Raw genomic sequence first — 19,616 nt, 5'->3', positions numbered from 1 at the left:
ATTTATTTTAAAATTGTGTTTAATAGAAAAAGTTATTACTAATAATAACTAAACGTTTATTAAACAAAGTATATTAGTAAATAAAATAGCAATATTATTCTAAAATTTCATTCTTATCATTAAGTTAACAAAATGTTACCATCAAGTATATAAATACTTTTGCATAGTGTAAAATCCCCCTAAACATCCTTGAAGATATTTAGGGGGATTAATTTTATTTAATATTTTTAATAATAACGTTTATTTCGCCACCATTTGGTAACGGCACACGTACTTCATCTTCTAATTTTTTACCAATTAAACTTTTAGCCATTGGCGATTCATTAGAAATTTTACCATTGAATGCATCAGATTCAGCCGAACCAACAATTTGGTATTCTTCTTCTTCTTCACCTGGTAATTCTACAATTGTTACTGTTTTACCAATTTTAACTTCATTGTTATCACCAGTATCTTCGATAATCTGTGCATTACGTAACATATGTTCTACACGTTGAATATCTTGTTCGATAAATCCTTGTTCGTCTTTTGCAGCATCGTACTCTGAGTTCTCAGATAAGTCACCAAAAGAACGTGCTACCTTAATTTTTTCAACGACTTCTGGTCGTTTAACTGTTTTTAATTCTTCTAACTCATGTTCTAGTTTCTCAAAACCCTCTTGAGTCATTGGATATTGTTTTTGATTTTCCATTATGTCATCTTCCTTTACATATACATACTATTGTTTACTTACTAAAGTTTGAATCTTTGTCGTCATTATATCGATTGCTACTTTATTACTGCCACCTTCTGGAATAATAATATCTGCATATCTTTTAGTAGGTTCTATAAATTGATTATGCATTGGTCGCACCACATTTAAATACTGATTTATAACAGAATCCATAGTACGGCCTCTTTCTTCAGTATCTCGAAGTAACCGTCTTAAGATACGCAAATCAGCATCAGTATCAACATAAATTTTGACATCCATTAAATCTCTTAATGTTTTGTTTTCAAGCGCAAATATACCTTCCACGATAATAACATCTTTTGGCTCAAATGCAATCGTTTTATCACTTCTCGTATGATTTGAATAATCATACGTTGGAACTTCAATTTTTTTCCCATTTCTCAAATCATTTAAATTCTCGATTAACAAATCATTATCAAATGCAAATGGATGGTCATAATTGGTTTCCAAGCGTTCATCAAAAGTTAAATGCGATTGGTCTTTATAATAATAGTCTTGAGCCAATAGTGCAACACTATGACCTTCTAAATTCTTCATAATTTCATTTGTTACTGATGTTTTCCCTGATCCAGAACCGCCTGCAATTCCTATAATTGTCGTACTATTCATTATCCAATTTCCTTTCTCATCATGTTGTTGGCATAAATTGGATGATCGACTTTGATTTGCACGATTTGCAATGGGTGGCGTGCAGCATCAAGTTCATTACCTTCTTCATCATAAATTGTATCCACAACTTGTCTAAATGTTTCAATTTCAGGGCCAAAAAATTCGATTTCTTGTCCAGGTTCAAATTTATTACGTTGTTGCACTGTAGCTATATGGGTAGAACTATCATAATCTAATACTAAACCACAGAAGTCAAATGAAGCATTCTTTTTATTTTGTTGCCCAAACATTTGTTCTTCATAACCTGGCGTACCTTCAATAAACGCTGAAGCCGTATCTCTATTGGCACATTTATCTAATTCGATTAACCATTCTGGCTTGATTTTAAAATGTTCTGGATCCTCCGCATAAGCATCGATGACTTTGCGATACACAGAAACAACTGTTGCAATATAGTGAATAGATTTCATACGTCCTTCAATTTTTAAAGAATCAACACCAATATCCATCATTTTTGGTATAGCTTCGATTAGTTTTAAATCTTTAGGACTCATTGCAAATGGCGCAACTTCATCATCGCCATAGAATAAATCTAAATCGCCGTCTTGATCTATATGTAACAAGTCATAATCCCAACGACAACTTTGACAACAGCCACCTCTATTGGAATCGCGCGCTGTCATATGATTGCTTAAAGTACATCTTCCTGAATAAGCAATACACATCGCACCATGTATAAAAGACTCAATTTCAATATCTACTTTTTCTTTCATCTCTTTCATTTCCATTGCTCCAGTTTCACGAGCTAATACCACTCGATCTAAGCCTTCTTCTTTCCAAAATTCAACGGCTTTATAATTTGAAAGAGATTGCTGTGTAGATAAATGTATCTCTAATTTAGGTGCCACTCGTTTACATGTTTCAATAATCAGAGGGTCAGCAACGATAATGCCTCTTGCACCAGTTAAGGCTAAATCACGCAAATAATCATCTAATCCATCTATATTTTCGTCATGCGCAATGATATTTGTAGTGACATAAATTTTAGCACCATAGCGTTGAGCAAATTCAACGCCTTCTTTAATTTCATCCATTGTAAAATTATCTGCATTTGATCTTAAACCGTATTCTTGTCCACCGAGGAACACAGCATCTGCCCCATAGTGTACTGCAATTTTTAATTTTTCTAAATTACCAGCGGGTGCCAGAAGTTCAGGTTTATTCATTTTAGGTTTATTATGTAATTTAACTTCTTCTAAAACTTTCACTGTTAAACCTCCATCAATATACTGTTTGTTTAAATAAAAAGCCTTCGTCAAACGGACGATGTTCTGGTTGTATAGCTTCAATTGGATCGACAAGCATAAATTTTTCATCTTCATAAACTTCAGGATCTTCATTATATAAATCAATGGCTTCTCTATATTGTTCTGTACATACGTTAATATACGTTTCTGACTGTAATACACCATCTATTTTCAATGCATCTATACCTGCTGCTAAAAGTGGTTCTAGCTCTTCAATTAGACATATATCATTAGGTGACATGATATGTGTGCCATTATAATCCTCATACACGGGATATTTATTATCACGTTCTTCATCGTATAATAATAATTCATTTGCTTCTTTATTTCTTTCAATTTTCATTTGTCGTTCTTGAAATGTATAATAATTACCTAATAGCATTCGTTTAGATTGGAACATGCAAGTCATACCATGCACTTGAACTTCAATCTCAACATCAGCGTTTTCTTTAATGTTAATAATCTCTTCTAAACTAAGTTCTCTAGCTAATTGAGCACGTTGTGCACCTTTTTTACCCCAATAATTACATTGAAAGTAATTGGTAACTAGTGCTTCAGCATCCCAATTTAATGGAATTGGATGGGCTTGCTGTTTTACAAACATAACCACTGCTGGGTCACCAAATATAATACGGTCTACTTTAATTTCATGCAAAAAATTAATATAAGACGCCAATGCGTTCAGATGATAATTATGAAAAATGCCATTAACTGCAGCATAAGCTTTTTTACCTTGACTGTGTATTAAATCCACAGCTTTTATCATGTCATCTTTATTAAATTCACCTGCGAGCCTTAAGCCGAATTTTTGTTCGCCAATTACAAAAGCATCAGCACCTTTTTCAATTAATATTTCAATATGTTCAACAGATTTTGGTGTTACTAATAATTCTGTCATTTTGATTCCCCTTTAATTGAAATTGCCAAACCATCATCCATGTTTAAAAAATTAGTAGTATAATCTGTGTGATTCATTAGCCATTCATTGTAATCTTGTACTTTCTTTACCATTTGTCGGACATTTCTATTACGAACGACAGAGATATCAGATACAAAGCCGTGATAAAGTACATTGTCAGTAACAACGACGCCCCCTACTTTTAATAAAGGCGTATAAAGTTCAAAAAACTTTTTAGATTGTGCCTTCGCTGCATCAATAAATATCATATCATAGCTGCGATCACTCACATTTTCAACTTGCTCTAATGCATCGCCTTCAATTAATCTGATTTGGTTATAATATTGAAATAATTCAATATTTTCTTTCGCTTTATCTTGCATTTCTATATTACGTTCAATTGTAGTCACATTAATTTTTTCAGAAATAGAAGCAAATTGCATTGCGCTATAACCAATTGCAGTTCCAATTTCTAAAATATTAATAGGTTTATGTAATCTAATAATTTGTTTTATCATTTCTAAAGTGAGCTTATCAACGATGGGCACTTGATTTTCCTCTGCATAGGTTCTTAATGATTCAATATTTTTATCAGTTTGCTTATGCAAATTTAACAAATATAACTGATTATTATCCATTTTCATAACTTCCTTTGTTGTAAAATGATACTTTTTTGTTTAAATAATAAAATAAATCAGTCAGAATAAATTGACTGATTGTCTGTAATAAAAGTAATTGGTAACTCGCTTTTTATAAGGGTACGCGTTCAATTATTGATATTTAGATATATCATCAATATACATAACGTACGATTGAAATTAACTTTATATATTTTACCATAAACTAGCATAAAATATAAGTGTAAATTGTGTTTCAAAGCTGTGCTGAGCTTTATATAGTTGTTTTCCAAAACGGAAACCTTTGTTTAAAATATGAGCTGAACAGGCACTTATGCCAACAATATAAAAAACTGCCAACAAAACCTCACACGTTTGTTGACAGCAAGAAAGGATGATTTCTAGTGAAATCATCCTTTAGTTATTTATTCGTCGCTATAAGAGGCTATATGTGGCCTCTACAGTGATTTTATTCGTGGTCGTGATCGTGGTCATGATCATCCATTTCAGTATTAACTACTTCTTCAATCATGTCCCATTCTTCATCTGTTTCAACTGGTAAGAATTTACCACCTTCACCATTTTCGTCTGGTTCATTGATCATTGGTACTAATTCAACTAAATCTTCATCATCAGATTCAGCGCCTTCTTCAGCAAGAATAACATATTCTTTCTTGAATTCTGGGTGGAAAAATTCTAAAACTTTACGGTATAAAACTTCATTACCTTCTTCATCGTATAGTGTTAATAATTCCTCTTCGTTGTTGATTTCTAATTCTGCATCTTTATTATGTTCTGTCATTATTAAACGCTCCTTTTTATTGAATAGAGTCTAAATAGCCTTGCAATATAAAAACTGCCGCCATTTTGTCTATTACTTTTTTTCGTTTCTGTCTAGAAACATCTGCTTCCAGTAAAGAACGTTCTGCAGCCATGGTACTTAATCGTTCATCCCACATAATTATCTCTACAGATGGCAGTGCTTCTTGAAGTTGCTCCTTGTATTGTAACGAAGCCTCGCCTCGAAATCCAATAGAATTGTTCATGTTTTTCGGTAAACCTATAACAACAGAGCCAACATTCTCTTTTTTTATAATTTTTACTAATTGTTCAATACCTAGTTCATTGTTTTCTTCGTCTATACGGAGTGTGTCTAATCCTTGGGCTGTCCAACCCATTAAATCACTTACTGCAATGCCTACAGTCTTACTTCCAACGTCTAAACCTAATATTTTATGCTTTAACATATATTATTTTGAATTCTCTTGTAAATAATTCGAAACAAGTTCTTCCATAATATCGTCACGATCTATGCGGCGTATTTGGTTTCTAGCCTCGTTATTACGAGGTATATAAGCTGGATCACCTGATAGTAAATAACCTACGATTTGATTTACAGGATTGTATCCTCTTTCTTCCAACGTATTATAGACATTTTGCAATACTGTTTTGACATCTTCTTTTGGAATTTCATCGTAATTAAACTTCATTGTTTTATCAAAATTTTCCATTCTTTTAGCACTCCTTCGTATCAAGTAAAAAAGTTCTTATTTACATTCTACATTACTATGCACTGAAGTTATAGAGATTTAATGTAATCTTTAATGAAACGTAATGATTCTGTGATATTTTCAGGTTGAGTACCTCCACCCTGAGCCATGTCAGGACGGCCTCCGCCTTTTCCACCTACAATAGGTGCCATGTTTTTAATAATATCTCCTGCTTTCACTTTAGCAGTTAATTCTTTTGGTACAGTGGCAACTAATGATACTTTTCCATCCACGTTACTTACTAATACGATTACTGTATCTTGTAATTTCGATTTAAAGTCATCCATCGTTTCACGAATTGCTTTGGCATTTGCAACTTCAACTTCTGTTGCTAAAACTTTCAAGCCATTTATATCTTCAACTTGGTTAGTGATATCACCCATTTTCAAGGCTGTAACTTCTTTGTTTTTTTGCTCTAATTGTTTTGTAAGTTCTTTTTCATCAGATTGCATTTGCACTATTTTTTCTAACACTTGCTCATCTGTTTTAACTTTAACTTGAGTCTTAACAGCATTAAATTTCTCTTGTACAGATTCTAAATATAGAAATGCTGATTTACTTGTAAATGCTTCGATACGACGCACGCCTGCACCTGTACCTGATTCACTAACAATTTTAAACAATCCAATTTCAGAAGTATTATTCACATGGATACCACCACATAATTCAATAGAGTATGGTGCCATGTTTACAACTCTTACTACATCACCATATTTTTCACCAAATAGTGCCATAGCACCTATTTGCTTAGCCTCATCAATTGGCATTTCTTGGATATTAACATCGATGCTATTCCAAATTTCTTCGTTAACACGTTGTTCAACACGATCAATTTCTGCTTGACTCATAGGACCGAAATGTGAGAAATCAAATCTTAAACGGTCTGCTTCAACCAATGAGCCAGCTTGATTAACATGATCGCCTAACACTTCTTTTAAAGCAGCATGTAATAAGTGCGTGGCACTGTGGTTTTTCTTGATTGCACGGCGGTCTTCGTGATTCACGCTTGCAGAAACTTCAGCATCTTTTCTAACTGTTCCAAACTGAACTTCACCTGTATGTAAGTTCTGCCCGTTTGGTGCTTTCGTTACTTCAGTCACGGCAATTTCAAATTGTTCGTTACTGATTATACCTTGGTCTGCAACTTGTCCACCACTTACAGCGTAGAAAGGTGTTTCACTTAATACAAAATGAATTGTTTCTCCAGCTTCAACTGTATCTACTAATTCTCCGTTATAGATAATATCAGTAATCGTTGTTGCTTTATCCATGATGTCATAACCTACAAACTGACTTTCAGTAGTTATTTTTTTTAATACTTCACTTTGAACCTGCATAGATTGAGAACTTTGACGTGCTTGTCTTGCTCTATTTCTTTGTTGTTCCATTTCAATTTCAAAAGTCTGCATATCAACAGAAAGGTTTTCTTGTGTTGCGATCTCTTCAGTTAATTCAACTGGGAAGCCATAAGTATCATATAATTTAAACGCATCTTTACCATTGATTTCCTGAGTTGAATCTTTAGCTTTTGCAACTAAATTATTTAATATCGCAAGTCCTTCTTCTAAAGTTTCGTGGAAACGTTCTTCCTCAGATTTAATAACACGTTTAATAAAATCTGATTTTTCTTTTACGTTTGGATAATAAGGTTCCATAATATCCGCAACAATATCAACCAACTGGTACATAAATGGTTCATTAATTTCTAGAGATTGACTGAATCTTACAGCACGGCGTAACAATCTACGCAATACATAACCTCTGCCTTCATTAGCAGGTAATGCACCGTCAGCAATTGCGAATGCAATTGTACGTATATGATCAGAAATCACTTTAAAGGCAACATCATAGGCATCTTTTTCTAAGTACTTTTTGCCAGAAACTGCTTCAACTTCATGAATAATAGGCATAAATAAATCAGTTTCATAATTTGTACGTACATTTTGGGCGATAGAAGCCATTCTTTCTAGACCCATGCCAGTATCAATGTTTTGATTTGGTAATGGTGTATAAGTGTGATCTTTATTATGATTAAACTCGCTAAACACTAGATTCCACACTTCTAAAAAGCGTTCATTTTCTCCACCAGGATACATTTCTTCTTCAGGATCATCATGACCAAATTGATCGCCACGATCATAGAATATTTCAGTGTTGGGACCAGATGGACCTTCACCTATATCCCAGAAATTACCTTCAATACGGATGATTCTACTTTCTTCTAATCCCATTTCTTCATTCCAGATTCTATATGCTTCCACATCTTCAGGATGAACTGTGACATAAAGTAATTTCGGATCCATTGCCATCCATTTCTCACTTGTTAAAAATTCCCATGCAAATTGGATTGCTTCTTTTTTAAAATAATCACCAATTGAGAAGTTTCCTAACATTTCAAAGAACGTATGGTGTCGTGCAGTAAAGCCTACGTTTTCAATGTCATTAGTACGAATTGCTTTTTGTGAATTCACTATACGAGGTTTTCTCGGTGTTTCTCTACCATCAAAATATTTTTTCAATGTAGCAACACCAGAGTTAATCCATAGTAAAGAATCATCATCAATAGGCACTAACGGCGCTGAAGGTTCAACCATGTGTCCCTGTTCAACGAAATAATCAATAAAACTTTGTCTAATTTCACTAGCTTTTAAGTTTTTCATCCTTAAAATTCCTCCATCTCAAATCAAGTTATAACAGTTATAAGAAAAAATTGAAAATAAAAAACGCCCATCCTCATAAAAGGGACGAACGTTTCGCGGTACCACCCTGGTTATAAGCATTAGTAAATCTATTTCTATCTAAACTTTAAAGATTTACATATCAGACGATAGTTATTCTTAAAATTTACTAACTCACACTTATCACTTAATTAGTTAATATTTATACTGACATAAAGCAGCGTTCAACTGTATTATCTGTACTTTCCACCAAACAGTACATCTCTTGTTGTCTAACACAGTCTACTCACCTTTATGCTAAGTTAATTATATTGTATTTACTTTCGTTACTAATGTCAATCTTCTACAAAGTCGTATGGTGAAATGTCTCCCATGTTGATCATAGGGTTGATTTTAAAGATATTATCTTCAGTCAAAATGATGTCTGCATCAATTGTTTTACTGATTGCAATACTATCTTCAGTATCTTCAGTTACTTCGTTGTTGAAATAAGTTTTCAGAAATGTGCATAATTGTGTCATTCTCACTTGACCGTGTGTTTTCAATCCAATATCAAATGCTTGTGGGTCACCTAAAAATATAAGCGACTGCTTAGCTCGGGTAAGCCCTGTGTATAAAATAGGTTTTTGTAACATTCTAAAATATTGTTTGACCATTGGCATAATGACTATAGGAAATTCAGAACCCTGAGACTTATGAATAGATGTGCAATATGCGTGTGTTAATTCTAATAAATCTTTTCGAACAAACGTTATTTCATTGCCATCAAAATCAACGACAAGTATGTCTTTATTTAATGCATTTTCTTTCGCCCAAAATATACCTACGATTACACCGATATCACCATTGAAAATATTATCACTTGGTCGGTTCACAAGTTGTAAAACCTTATCACCTTTTCTAAAAACAACATCACCAAACTCAATTTCTCGAGTATCTTTGTCTTTAGGGTTCAATATATCTTGCAAGACTGTATTAAGTTTTTTAATACCTGCGGAACCTTTATACATAGGTGCTAACACCTGAATATCACTCATGTCATATCCTTTATTTACTGCACTTGTCACTACTTTTTCAACTACTATGGGTATTTGTTCAGTCGTACATTTGATAAAGTTACGATCATGGAAACGCTGTGTGATATCAATTGCTTCGTCCAATTTCATTCTATGTGCCAACTCAATAATGCTAGAACCGTCTTGTTGTCGGTATACTTCAGTTAAATTAACACGAGGAATGACTTTTGAATCGATTAAATCTTTAAACACTTGTCCAGGACCAACAGATGGTAATTGATCTTCATCACCTACTAATATAACTTGTGCATCTATAGGTACTGCACTCAAAAATTGATGGAATAGCCATGTATCAACCATCGACATCTCATCAATAATAATAAGTTTTGCAGATATTTCATTTTCTAATATGTCTTCAGGTTGTGTATCTTGATTCCAACCAATTAGGCGATGTATCGTCATTGCTTCTAAGCCTGTAGATTCTGCAAGCCGCTTCGATGCCCTGCCGGTAGGTGCGGCAAGCACAACTGGGTAATCGTCATTCTGGTAATCATCATAGTCTAACGATAATCCATGGATTTCTGCATATAACTCTACGATACCTTTGATTACTGTCGTTTTACCAGTACCTGGACCCCCAGTGAGTAGCATGATTTTAGTATTGATTGCAGTTTGCAGCGCGTCTCTTTGTGAGTCGGCATATGTTACTTCATTACGGTTCTCTATTTCACCAATTTCAAGTAATAATTCTGATTGCTCAATTTCTTTTAATTTATTTGTATGCGTAAAATTGCGATATAAGTTTTGAACGCTTTTCAACTCTGAATAATACAAACTTGGTATAGCAACTTCATTTTCTTGTTGGATTAATTTCGTATCATTTACTAAATCTTGCAATACATTGATAAGTTGTTGTGCATCAATCATTTCTGCTGGTGGTTGAGACAACATATCTTGTGTCATTTCCAGAACATTATTTGTAGGTAAATATGTATGACCTTGTTTTATACATTCTTCTTCTAAAACATATAACAAACCCGCTTTTAAACGTTCATCATCATTAAATTGAATACCCACGTTGCGCGCTAAAGTATCTGCTTTATTAAAACCGATTCCTTTTACATCATAAACCAATTGGTAAGGTGTATTTTCAACAACTTTAAGTGTCTCACCTAAATAGGCTTGGTATATTGCCATAGCGAGCTTCGGACCAAAACCTAAATCGTGAAGGCGTATAATGATTTGTTCTGTTTCTTGATTACTGGCGATTTGTTCTGCAATTTGCTTTTGTTTCTTTTTCGGTAGACTCGGTACTTTTTCTAAAACGGCAGGGTCATTGAGTATATCGCTTATGGCATTCTCGCCTAACTTATTTACAATGCTTTGCGCCGTTTTCTTACCAATACCTTTAAAAAGGTCACTGGATAAATAACTAATGATTGCTTCTTTTGTTTGTGGTAATTCTTTTTCAAACGTTTCAGCTTTGAGTTGCTTACCATATTTAGAATGTGTTACAACTTGACCTTTAAACGTATAGACATCACCTTCAGCAATTTCCGGAAAAAACCCTACAATTGTAGGCATTGAATCGAAATCTTCATTTGTTTCAATTGTATCTACCTTTAAAACCGTATAAAAGTTTTCTTTATTTTGAAATAAAATGGCATCTACGGTTCCTTTAATCATTGAATTATTAAATAATGTAGGGTCTTCCATTAGTTATTCCTCCTCTGCTATAGATTTAAAAGTTTTAATTGCGTGTTGGCTCATCACGTGTTCTGGATTAGCCTCTACTGCACGTTCAAAAATTTGAATTGCTTGTGTTGTATCTTCAGTTTGCATATAAGTAGCTAAGCCTAGATTATATAAAGCATCTGAATGCTTTTCATCTAAAGTTAATACATGGTTCAATTGAGTCATTGCTTGTTCAAACATTTCTAAATGACATAATACAAGACCATATTGAAATTGAACTTCCACGTCTTTACGGTCATCTTTTTCAGCAGCAGTCATTAGGAACGGTAATGCCTCTTTAAATGCCTCTAGTTGATTAAATGACATACCAATCATATAATTCGTATCCACTAAATCTACTTTGTATTTTAGCGCTTGCTGATATAGTTTGATTGCTTCACTAAAACGTCCTTCATTATAATATACATTACCTAAATTATAATAAATCGCACCATTCTCTGGGTCGAGTGTTATTGCTTTTTGAAAAAACTTTTCAGCCTTTTCAACTTCACCCGCTTCAGCGATTAGAATACCCGCATTTATGTAATTTTCAACTTCTTTAGGATTTTCTTCAATATTTGCAAATAATGCTGTTAATGCTTCTTCAATATTACCTTGTTTAATTAATTTATATATTTGTTCTTGATCCAATTTAAACCCTCATTTCTGACTATTCATTATAACATTTGCTCATCTTTTTTAAATCATATTTTAGAAAAAGAAATCGTTAGTTACTATAATATATAGCTTACTAACGATTTCTAAGTAAAATGTATTAAACGACGTAACTTAACTGACCTGATTCTTTGAATACATCATCAATTGTAGCGCCACCTAAACATACATCACCATCGTAAAGTACGACAGATTGACCCGGTGTGATTGCACGAACTGGTTCAGCAAATGAAACGCGAATTGCATTGTCATTTTCTTTTTTAACAAATACTTTAGTATCTTTTTGGCGATATCTAAATTTAGCAGTACATTCAAAGCCTTCTTCTAAATCAACCGTATTCACAAATGAAATGTCAGAAGCGATTAAATAGTCACTGTATAGTGCCTCATGATGAAAACCTTGTTCTACATATAACACGTTGTCGTCTAGATTTTTACCTACTACAAACCATGGATCTCCATCTCCGCCAATACCAAGACCGTGACGTTGACCAATTGTATAGTACATTAGTCCTGCGTGTGTACCAATTTTATCCCCTGCTAATGTAACCATATCACCAGATTGAGCTGGTAGATATTGTGATAGAAATTCTTTGAAATTACGTTCTCCTATAAAACAAATACCTGTAGAATCTTTCTTTTTCGCAGTAGCTAAATCTTGTTCTTCAGCAATACGACGTACTTCTTTCTTCTCAATATCACCTATTGGGAACATAACGCGAGATAATTGATCTTGCGATAATTGATTTAAGAAATAAGTTTGGTCTTTGTTATTATCGACACCACGTAACATTTCAACATGACCATCTTCATGGCGTAGTATGCGAGCGTAATGACCTGTTGCAACATAATCTGCACCTAATTTTAATGCATGTTCTAAGAATGCTTTAAATTTAATTTCTTTATTACACATTACATCTGGATTAGGCGTGCGCCCTTTTTTATATTCATCTAGGAAATAAGTAAAAACTTTATCCCAATATTCTTGTTCGAAATTAACAGCATAATAAGGTATCCCAATTTGATTACATACGGCGATTACATCGTTATAATCTTCTGTAGCCGTACAAAACCCACTCTCATCAGTATCATCCCAGTTTTTCATAAAAATGCCTATGACATCGTAACCTTGTTCTTTTAATATGTGTGCCGTTACAGAACTGTCTACGCCACCTGACATACCGACTACCACACGTGTATCTTGATTTGACAACTATATTTCCTCCTTAAATTTGTGATAAATTTTGTGTATTTCTGCAGTTATATATTTAATTTCTTGTTCAGTCGTTTGTTCATTAAAGCTAAATCTTACAGAGTGTTTTGCGCGTTCTTCATTGCCATACATTGCTATTAATACGTGCGATGGTGTTGTTGTTCCTGCTGTACATGCAGAGCCTGACGAGACATATATATTAGATAAATCCAATAAGGTAAGCATCGTTTCTACATCAACGAAAGGCAAATATAAATTAACGATATGTCCTGTTGAATCTGTCATAGAACCATTCAATTCAAATGGAACCGATCGCTCTTGTAATGTCACGAGAAATTGGTTTTTCAAATTCATTAAATGAACGTTATTATCGTTTATATGGTTATTGGCTAAAGCCAAAGCCTCAGCTAATCCTACAATTTGTGGAAGATTTTCTGTACCTGCTCTTCGTTTTGCTTCTTGTTCTCCGCCTAATTGTGGGAATTGCAATATTGTTTCATCTTTGACTAATAACGCGCCCACACCTTTAGGGCCTCCAAATTTATGTGCAGTAATACTCATCACATCTATGTTGAATTCATGAAAATCTATTTCAAGATGGCCTATTGCTTGAACTGCATCAACATGAAACAAAGCGTTAGATTCAGCGATGATGTCGTCAATGTCATACATAGGTTCGACTGTGCCAATTTCGTTATTAACAAACATGATTGACACTAAAATTGTTTCATCCGTAAGTGCTGCTTTTAATTGGTCTAGTTGTATTAAGCCTTCGTGATCCACATCTAAATAAGTGACTTCAAAGCCTTCTTTTTCAAGTTGTTCAAATACATGGAGTACAGAGTGATGTTCAATTTTAGATGTGATGATGTGTTTACCTTTATGTTGATGTTCGTACGCAATACCCTTTATTGCAGTATTATTAGATTCAGTAGCGCCACTTGTAAATATAACTTCACTTGGCTTAGCATTAAATATCTTCGCTACAGTTCTACGCGACTCATCGAGATATTTTCTTGCATCTCTTCCCATACTATGAATAGAAGAGGGATTACCATAATGAACGCTATAAACATCCATCATCTTATCTATAACTGCTTGTTTGACTGGTGTTGTTGCAGCATAATCTGCATATACTTCCATGTTTGACACTCCTAACAATTTTATCAATGTTCCAATGATAGCACCATCTAATTAAATTTTCTAGTTGTCTGTTTCAAAATGTCCACTTTCATCAATTGTTTTGTAATCATCTATTAATTTCAATGTATCGTCTGTATTTGACCTGCGATATTGAGTAAGCGTTAAATTATGAAGTTGTTTATTGGATACTTCCCAATGTGTTGCTGTAAATCGTGATTGTAAGTACTGGTCATGTGTGACGATAAGCACTTGACCAGTGAAACTATGAATCATGTCCATAATCAAGTCCTGTGTTGCGATATCAAAATAGTTTGTCGGTTCATCTAATATCAATAAATTGGGTCTCGAGAAAAATAATAATACAAACTGTAGCCTGCTTTTTTCTCCCATTGATAAATAAGTAATGGGTTCCTTAATTTTATCTTGGTCAAAACCAAATGAAGCTAAAATCGTTTGAGCGTGACTAAGTGTCATACCTTCTAAATCTAACAAAGTATTTAAAGGGGTCTCACAGTATGTTAAATTATCATTTTGTTGGTCAAAATAACCTATTTTGAGTGAAGGTGTAATATAAATATGACCTTGATCAGGTTTTAATGTTTGTCTAATCAAGCTGATTAATAGTGATTTCCCACTACCATTGCGTCCTGTAAGCAAAATGTTTTCATTATTCTTAATTTCGAAATTCGCTTGATCATAAATACAAAGGTTATTTATTGAAATACTGAAATTTTCTAGCCTTAATAAGTAGCGTTTGCGCATGTTTTCATGTTGGTCAAAATAAAACCTTCTGCCATCTTTTTCAGGTTCTTCTAGTTTATTTTCGTTTAATTTTTGATTTAATTGTGATGCTTTTACTTTTGATTTTTGCGCTAATTTACTTAATCGCTTTTGCTCAGATGGATCGCGAACACTTGTTGTTTGCTTAGAAGCAGCATGCCATTCTTTAACTCTCTTGATAGTATCCTCAAGCTGCTTAACTTCTTTCTGCTGTTTTTCATAAGCATTCACTTGTGTTTGAAACTCTAAATCTATAATTTCTTTGTACTGGTTATAATTACCCGTAAATTTCCTTGTCTGCGTTCGATTTATCTCTATGATATGACTAGCATTTGCATTGATAAATCCACGGTGATGCGATACATAAATGATTGTACGTTTTGATTTATTCATGTGAGTTATTAAATCATTTAGTATCGTTTGATCAAGATGATTAGTTGGTTCATCTAATAGGATTAAATCTTTTTCTGAAATAATTGAACGTAATAATGCGACGCGTGTTTGTTGACCTCCGCTTAAAAGGTTGATTTCCTTGTCTAAATCAGTTTCGCTTAAATTAAATAAATTCGCTTGTGTTATAATTTTTTGTTCTAATTCATAGCCATTATATGCTATGAAATCAGCTATTTTTTCATAATTATAAGGTATTTCTTTTTTTAATTTTAATATTTCTGGAAATAAAGATAAAATGAATTCCATTCCAGTTTCATAATAATAATCTGTCATATCTTGTTTCATAAGATACGCATTGTCTCTATACTTTAAGTATAGTTCATTTAGTAAGGTTGTTTTTCCAACACCATTATCACCCACGAAAGCTATGTGTTCTCCTGTTTCAACACTCATATTCACGTGATTTATCAGCGTTTTACCATATTTTTCAAATGGTTTTTGAACATAATAAAAAGACATATCAATTTCCTCGCTTCCGAGGACATGACATGCCATAAATATTATACTGCAATCAATCTATGCGGTTGCTTAATAATAGCTTATATTATTTACGACATGGTCATATCCTGTAACTTTTTCATTTAAATGTAGTTTTGTTAATTTATTCTCTTGATATTTATCCAATGTCTTCATCGCCTTAATTAAGCCACCTAACGTTTTTAATTTCACTCATTATAACAGTGAGCAGTTTCTTACGCAAGTTTTATAGCGACTGTTATACTTCAAGGTAATAACAATCACTAAGGAGGACAACGATAAACATGTACAATTTAAAACTATCAGCGCTTAATCTTGTACCTATTCGAGAAGGAGAAGATGATCAAGCTGCAATTAAAGATATGGTCAAATTAGCTCAAAATTTAGAAACGTTAGATTATAATCGCTATTGGATTGCAGAACATCACAATGCCCCAAACTTAGTAAGTTCTGCTACTGCTTTGTTAATCCAACATACATTAGAGCACACATCTAAAATCCGAGTGGGTTCAGGTGGTATTATGTTACCAAATCATGCACCATTAGTAGTTGCCGAACAGTTTGGTACGATGGAAACAATATTTCCAGAACGTGTAGATTTAGGTTTAGGACGTGCTCCTGGCACTGATATGATGACAGCTAGTGCTTTACGTAGAGATCAACATAATGGTGTTTATGAATTCCCAGAAGAAGTTGAGCAACTCGCTACATATTTTGGTCCTGGTAATCAACAAGCATATGTGCGAGCTTATCCCGCTGTAGATAAACATGTACCACTTTATATCCTAGGTTCATCTACTGACTCTGCCCATTTAGCAGCACGAAAAGGACTTCCTTATGTATTTGCTGGTCATTTTGCACCACAACAAATGAAAGATGCAATTGAAATATATAAAGATTTATTTGAACCTTCTGATGCACTTAGCAAACCTTATGTCATCGTTTGTTTAAATGCCATTGTTGCTGATACGGATGAACAAGCTGAATACTTATCAACAACTCAAGCACAAGTAATGGTTAGTATAACTAGAGGTAGAATGCAACCACTTCAACCACCTACTGATGATTTAAAAGGTATTTTAACACCGACTGAATTTGAAGTTGCGCAACAACGTATGGGCTCTTCACTTATCGGTTCAGAAGAAACTGTAAAAAATAAAATCCAAACCTTTATAGATGAGCATGGCGATATTGATGAATTAATGGCTATCAGCTATATTTATGATCAAGAAGCTCAACTTGATTCTTATCGTAAACTAAAAAATGTAATAGATACGCTGTAAAATTCAAGTTAATGAAACGTTAAAATCCCAATCTACAAATTTGTAGATTGGGATTTTAGTTATTTTACAAAATAAATTTAGCGAAGACTATTTTTCGTCTTTTTTGTCTTCATCTTTTTTATCGTCACTACCACCAGTGAATTTATCAATTTGTTCTGAAGCTTGTTGTGCTTTTTCGTTATCAGAACCTTTTAATTTTTCAGATACAGTTTTTGCAGTGTCTTTTGCTTTATCTAAGAAATTTTCAGCCATAATAATTACTCCTTTGAAAGTTAATTAAAACTTAATTATTTTTTGAATTTATCAATAGCGTCATTCGCTTTATCTTTTGCATTTTCTACGAATTCTTTAGCTTTACCGGAAGTTTTATCTTCCTTGCCTTCATTTTCTAAATCTTGATTGTCAGTTACATTACCGACTGTTTCTTTCACATTACCTTTTGCTTGTTCGAATTTATTTTCATCTGCCATGTAAATTACCTCCTTAGCAATGTATATAAGTTAAATACCACTAATCATTGTGTCTAAACATGATAAATAAAATAAATCCAATATTTTCTTTAAAAGAAATCATTGTGAACTATAAATTTATAAATTATAGTTCAATTTAAATATAAAACATATAACCGTCTAAATCATCAGTTTCTTTAAAATCAGCTAGATATTGTAAAGTTGTATTATCAAGTACCTCTCTTACAGCATCTCTCATTCTAATCCAAAGTTCTTTTTGTGCAGGTGGCTCTGATTCAATACTTTCTACAAATGTAATCGGACCTTCTAATAAACGTATAATATCACCAGCTGTTATTTCTTCCGCTGGTACTCTTAATTGGTAACCGCCTTTTGCACCACGAACACTTCGAATTAACCCAGCATTCCGTAAAGGACCAACTAATTGCTCTAGATATAGATCACTTAAATTATTTTCTTCTGCTATAGATTTTAATGATACGCACCCTTGTCCTTGTTTTTTAGCTAGGGAAATCATTAATGTTAACCCATATCTTCCTTTTGTTGAAATTTTCATTATATTACCTCACTTAATTCGAATACTCTATATTAACATTCTATCATTTTTTACGTTAATATAGAATTAGAAAGGTGTGACAGATTGTGACGAACGAACCACTTGCATCGAGAATGCGTCCGAATAACATAGATGAAATTATTTCTCAAAAACATTTAGTAGGTCCAAAAGGGATTATTAGAAGAATGGTTGAAACGAAAAGATTATCTTCAATGATATTTTTTGGCCCTCCCGGTATAGGTAAAACAAGTATTGCAAAAGCGATATCTGGTAGTACACAATTCAAGTTTCGACAACTCAATGCCGTAACCAATACCAAAAAAGATATGCAGTTGATTGTTGAAGAAGCAAAAATGTCTGGACAAGTAATTCTACTATTAGATGAAATACACCGTTTAGATAAAGCCAAACAAGACTTTTTACTGCCACACTTAGAAAATGGAAAAATTGTATTAATTGGCGCGACAACATCTAATCCTTACCATGCAATTAATCCTGCTATACGTTCGAGAGCTCAAATTTTCGAATTATACCCATTAGATGACGATGATGTCAGAGTCTCATTAGAGAGAGCAATCAATGATGCTGAACGTGGGCTCGCTACTTACAACCCTATTGTTGATGATGAAGCAATGACTTACTTTACTACACAAAGTCAAGGCGATGTAAGAAGTGCGCTCAATGCTTTAGAATTGGCTGTATTAAGTTCTAAAGTGACTGATGACAATAGATATATCACACTAGAAGATGCAAAAGATTGTTTGCAAAAAGGGGCTTTTGTAAGTGATAAAGATGGAGACATGCACTACGATGTGATGAGTGCGTTTCAAAAATCAATTAGAGGTAGCGATGTCAATGCTGCATTACATTACCTAGCACGTTTAATCGAAGCTGGAGATTTACCAACAATCGTTCGACGTTTGTTAGTGATTAGTTTTGAAGATGTTGGATTAGCGTCACCAGCAGCTGGTCAACGTACATTAGCAGCAATAGAGTCAGCTGAGCGTTTAGGTTTCCCAGAGGCTAGAATTCCTTTGAGCCAAGCTGTAATAGAACTTTGTTTATCACCAAAATCTAACTCAGGTATTTCAGCTATTGATGCTGCTTTATCAGATATACGTAAGGGGCATGTTGGTCAGATTCCTGACCACTTAAAAGATGGTCATTATGCAGGTGCTAAAGAATTAGGTCGTGCAATCGGTTATAAATATCCGCATAGTTATGAGAGCGGATTCGTTTCACAACAATATTTACCCGATAAACTTAAAAATAGAATTTATTATGAGCCCAAAACAACTTCTAAAAGCGAACAACAATTTAAGTCTGTTTATGACAATATTAACCATTCACAAAAAAAGAAATAAAATGTAATTTAAATCACTATAATCAATAAAAGGTAGCTCTCCAAAACGGAAAGCTACCTT

19 protein-coding genes are annotated in these 19,616 nt (G+C 33.5%); 2 read left to right on the top strand and 17 right to left on the bottom strand.

The genetic code is table 11. The features are described from left to right. Positions 1 to 214: 214 nt before the first annotated feature. The 14 genes from greA to sal all read right to left on the bottom strand — a co-directional run bounded on the left by greA (position 215) and on the right by sal (position 15,865). Entirely contained in the window at positions 215 to 691 is a 477-nt protein-coding gene (gene greA / locus ACP3TL_RS03740; protein WP_046465479.1) for a transcription elongation factor GreA, read from the bottom strand. Between the two features lie 27 nt (positions 692 to 718). Next, on the bottom strand, positions 719 to 1,342 hold the full coding sequence (udk, locus tag ACP3TL_RS03735; RefSeq protein WP_046465480.1) for a uridine kinase: 624 nt from the start codon (positions 1,340 to 1,342) through the stop codon (positions 719 to 721). Beyond that, the gene (locus ACP3TL_RS03730) at positions 1,342 to 2,610 is read right to left on the bottom strand and encodes a peptidase U32 family protein (RefSeq protein WP_046465481.1); all 1,269 of its coding nucleotides are present in this window, start codon (positions 2,608 to 2,610) and stop codon (positions 1,342 to 1,344) included. The genes udk and ACP3TL_RS03730 overlap by 1 nt, the downstream gene beginning before the upstream one ends. A 13-nt stretch (positions 2,611 to 2,623) precedes the next feature. After that, positions 2,624 to 3,547 carry a peptidase U32 family protein gene (locus tag ACP3TL_RS03725; protein ID WP_046465482.1) on the bottom strand — a complete coding sequence of 308 codons (924 nt, stop codon included), beginning with the start codon at positions 3,545 to 3,547 and terminating at the stop codon, positions 2,624 to 2,626. After that, positions 3,544 to 4,185, bottom strand: a complete 642-nt coding sequence (locus ACP3TL_RS03720; RefSeq protein ID WP_046465483.1) for an O-methyltransferase — start codon at positions 4,183 to 4,185, stop codon at positions 3,544 to 3,546. Before ACP3TL_RS03720 ends, ACP3TL_RS03725 begins: the two co-directional genes overlap by 4 nt. Before the next feature lie 448 nt (positions 4,186 to 4,633). Next, positions 4,634 to 4,966 carry a DUF1292 domain-containing protein gene (locus ACP3TL_RS03715; protein ID WP_046465484.1) on the bottom strand — a complete coding sequence of 111 codons (333 nt, stop codon included), beginning with the start codon at positions 4,964 to 4,966 and terminating at the stop codon, positions 4,634 to 4,636. A 16-nt stretch (positions 4,967 to 4,982) separates the two neighbouring features. Next, positions 4,983 to 5,411 carry a Holliday junction resolvase RuvX gene (gene ruvX, locus ACP3TL_RS03710; RefSeq protein ID WP_002507439.1) on the bottom strand — a complete coding sequence of 143 codons (429 nt, stop codon included), beginning with the start codon at positions 5,409 to 5,411 and terminating at the stop codon, positions 4,983 to 4,985. 3 nt (positions 5,412 to 5,414) lie between these two features. Beyond that, complete coding sequence (locus ACP3TL_RS03705; protein WP_046465485.1) at positions 5,415 to 5,675, bottom strand: IreB family regulatory phosphoprotein; 261 nt, start codon at positions 5,673 to 5,675, stop codon at positions 5,415 to 5,417. A gap of 68 nt (positions 5,676 to 5,743) precedes the next feature. Continuing rightward, positions 5,744 to 8,374, bottom strand: coding sequence for an alanine--tRNA ligase (gene alaS, locus ACP3TL_RS03700; RefSeq protein WP_046465486.1), 2,631 nt, complete (start codon positions 8,372 to 8,374; stop codon positions 5,744 to 5,746). Positions 8,375 to 8,727: 353 nt separating this feature from the next. Then, a complete protein-coding gene (gene recD2, locus ACP3TL_RS03695) occupies positions 8,728 to 11,124 on the bottom strand; it encodes an SF1B family DNA helicase RecD2 (RefSeq protein WP_046465487.1) in 2,397 nt (798 codons plus the stop codon). A 3-nt stretch (positions 11,125 to 11,127) separates the two neighbouring features. Then, positions 11,128 to 11,793: a tetratricopeptide repeat protein gene (locus ACP3TL_RS03690; protein ID WP_046465488.1), complete on the bottom strand. Its 666-nt coding sequence runs from the start codon at positions 11,791 to 11,793 to the stop codon at positions 11,128 to 11,130. Between the two features lie 124 nt (positions 11,794 to 11,917). After that, entirely contained in the window at positions 11,918 to 13,030 is a 1,113-nt protein-coding gene (gene mnmA, locus ACP3TL_RS03685) for a tRNA 2-thiouridine(34) synthase MnmA (RefSeq protein WP_046465489.1), read from the bottom strand. After that, positions 13,031 to 14,173, bottom strand: a complete 1,143-nt coding sequence (locus ACP3TL_RS03680) for a cysteine desulfurase family protein (RefSeq protein WP_046465490.1) — start codon at positions 14,171 to 14,173, stop codon at positions 13,031 to 13,033. Positions 14,174 to 14,233: 60 nt separating this feature from the next. Then, complete coding sequence (sal, locus tag ACP3TL_RS03675) at positions 14,234 to 15,865, bottom strand: Sal family ABC-F type ribosomal protection protein (RefSeq protein ID WP_285325687.1); 1,632 nt, start codon at positions 15,863 to 15,865, stop codon at positions 14,234 to 14,236. Positions 15,866 to 16,167: 302 nt separating this feature from the next. Between sal and ACP3TL_RS03670 the strand changes: the two genes are divergently transcribed. Beyond that, the gene (locus ACP3TL_RS03670; protein ID WP_046465491.1) at positions 16,168 to 17,166 is read left to right on the top strand and encodes an LLM class flavin-dependent oxidoreductase; all 999 of its coding nucleotides are present in this window, start codon (positions 16,168 to 16,170) and stop codon (positions 17,164 to 17,166) included. A gap of 87 nt (positions 17,167 to 17,253) precedes the next feature. Here ACP3TL_RS03670 and ACP3TL_RS03665 read toward each other — a convergent pair whose 3' ends face one another. From ACP3TL_RS03665 to cymR, 3 genes are all read right to left on the bottom strand, one after another. Then, the gene (locus ACP3TL_RS03665; protein WP_176721511.1) at positions 17,254 to 17,418 is read right to left on the bottom strand and encodes a hypothetical protein; all 165 of its coding nucleotides are present in this window, start codon (positions 17,416 to 17,418) and stop codon (positions 17,254 to 17,256) included. Between the two features lie 35 nt (positions 17,419 to 17,453). Continuing rightward, complete coding sequence (locus tag ACP3TL_RS03660; protein WP_046465492.1) at positions 17,454 to 17,636, bottom strand: CsbD family protein; 183 nt, start codon at positions 17,634 to 17,636, stop codon at positions 17,454 to 17,456. A gap of 136 nt (positions 17,637 to 17,772) precedes the next feature. Further along, positions 17,773 to 18,192, bottom strand: a complete 420-nt coding sequence (cymR, locus tag ACP3TL_RS03655; protein ID WP_002507427.1) for a cysteine metabolism transcriptional regulator CymR — start codon at positions 18,190 to 18,192, stop codon at positions 17,773 to 17,775. 86 nt (positions 18,193 to 18,278) lie between these two features. Here cymR and ACP3TL_RS03650 point away from each other — a divergent pair, with 86 nt between their 5' ends. Next, the gene (locus ACP3TL_RS03650) at positions 18,279 to 19,556 is read left to right on the top strand and encodes a replication-associated recombination protein A (RefSeq protein ID WP_046465493.1); all 1,278 of its coding nucleotides are present in this window, start codon (positions 18,279 to 18,281) and stop codon (positions 19,554 to 19,556) included. The last annotated feature ends 60 nt before the right edge of the window (positions 19,557 to 19,616 follow it).

Source organism: Staphylococcus caseorum (assembly GCF_049943195.1).
Lineage (GTDB): Bacteria > Bacillota > Bacilli > Staphylococcales > Staphylococcaceae > Staphylococcus > Staphylococcus equorum_A.
The sequence above is the reverse complement of the archived record's forward strand: the minus strand, read 5'-3'. Positions and strand labels throughout refer to the sequence as shown.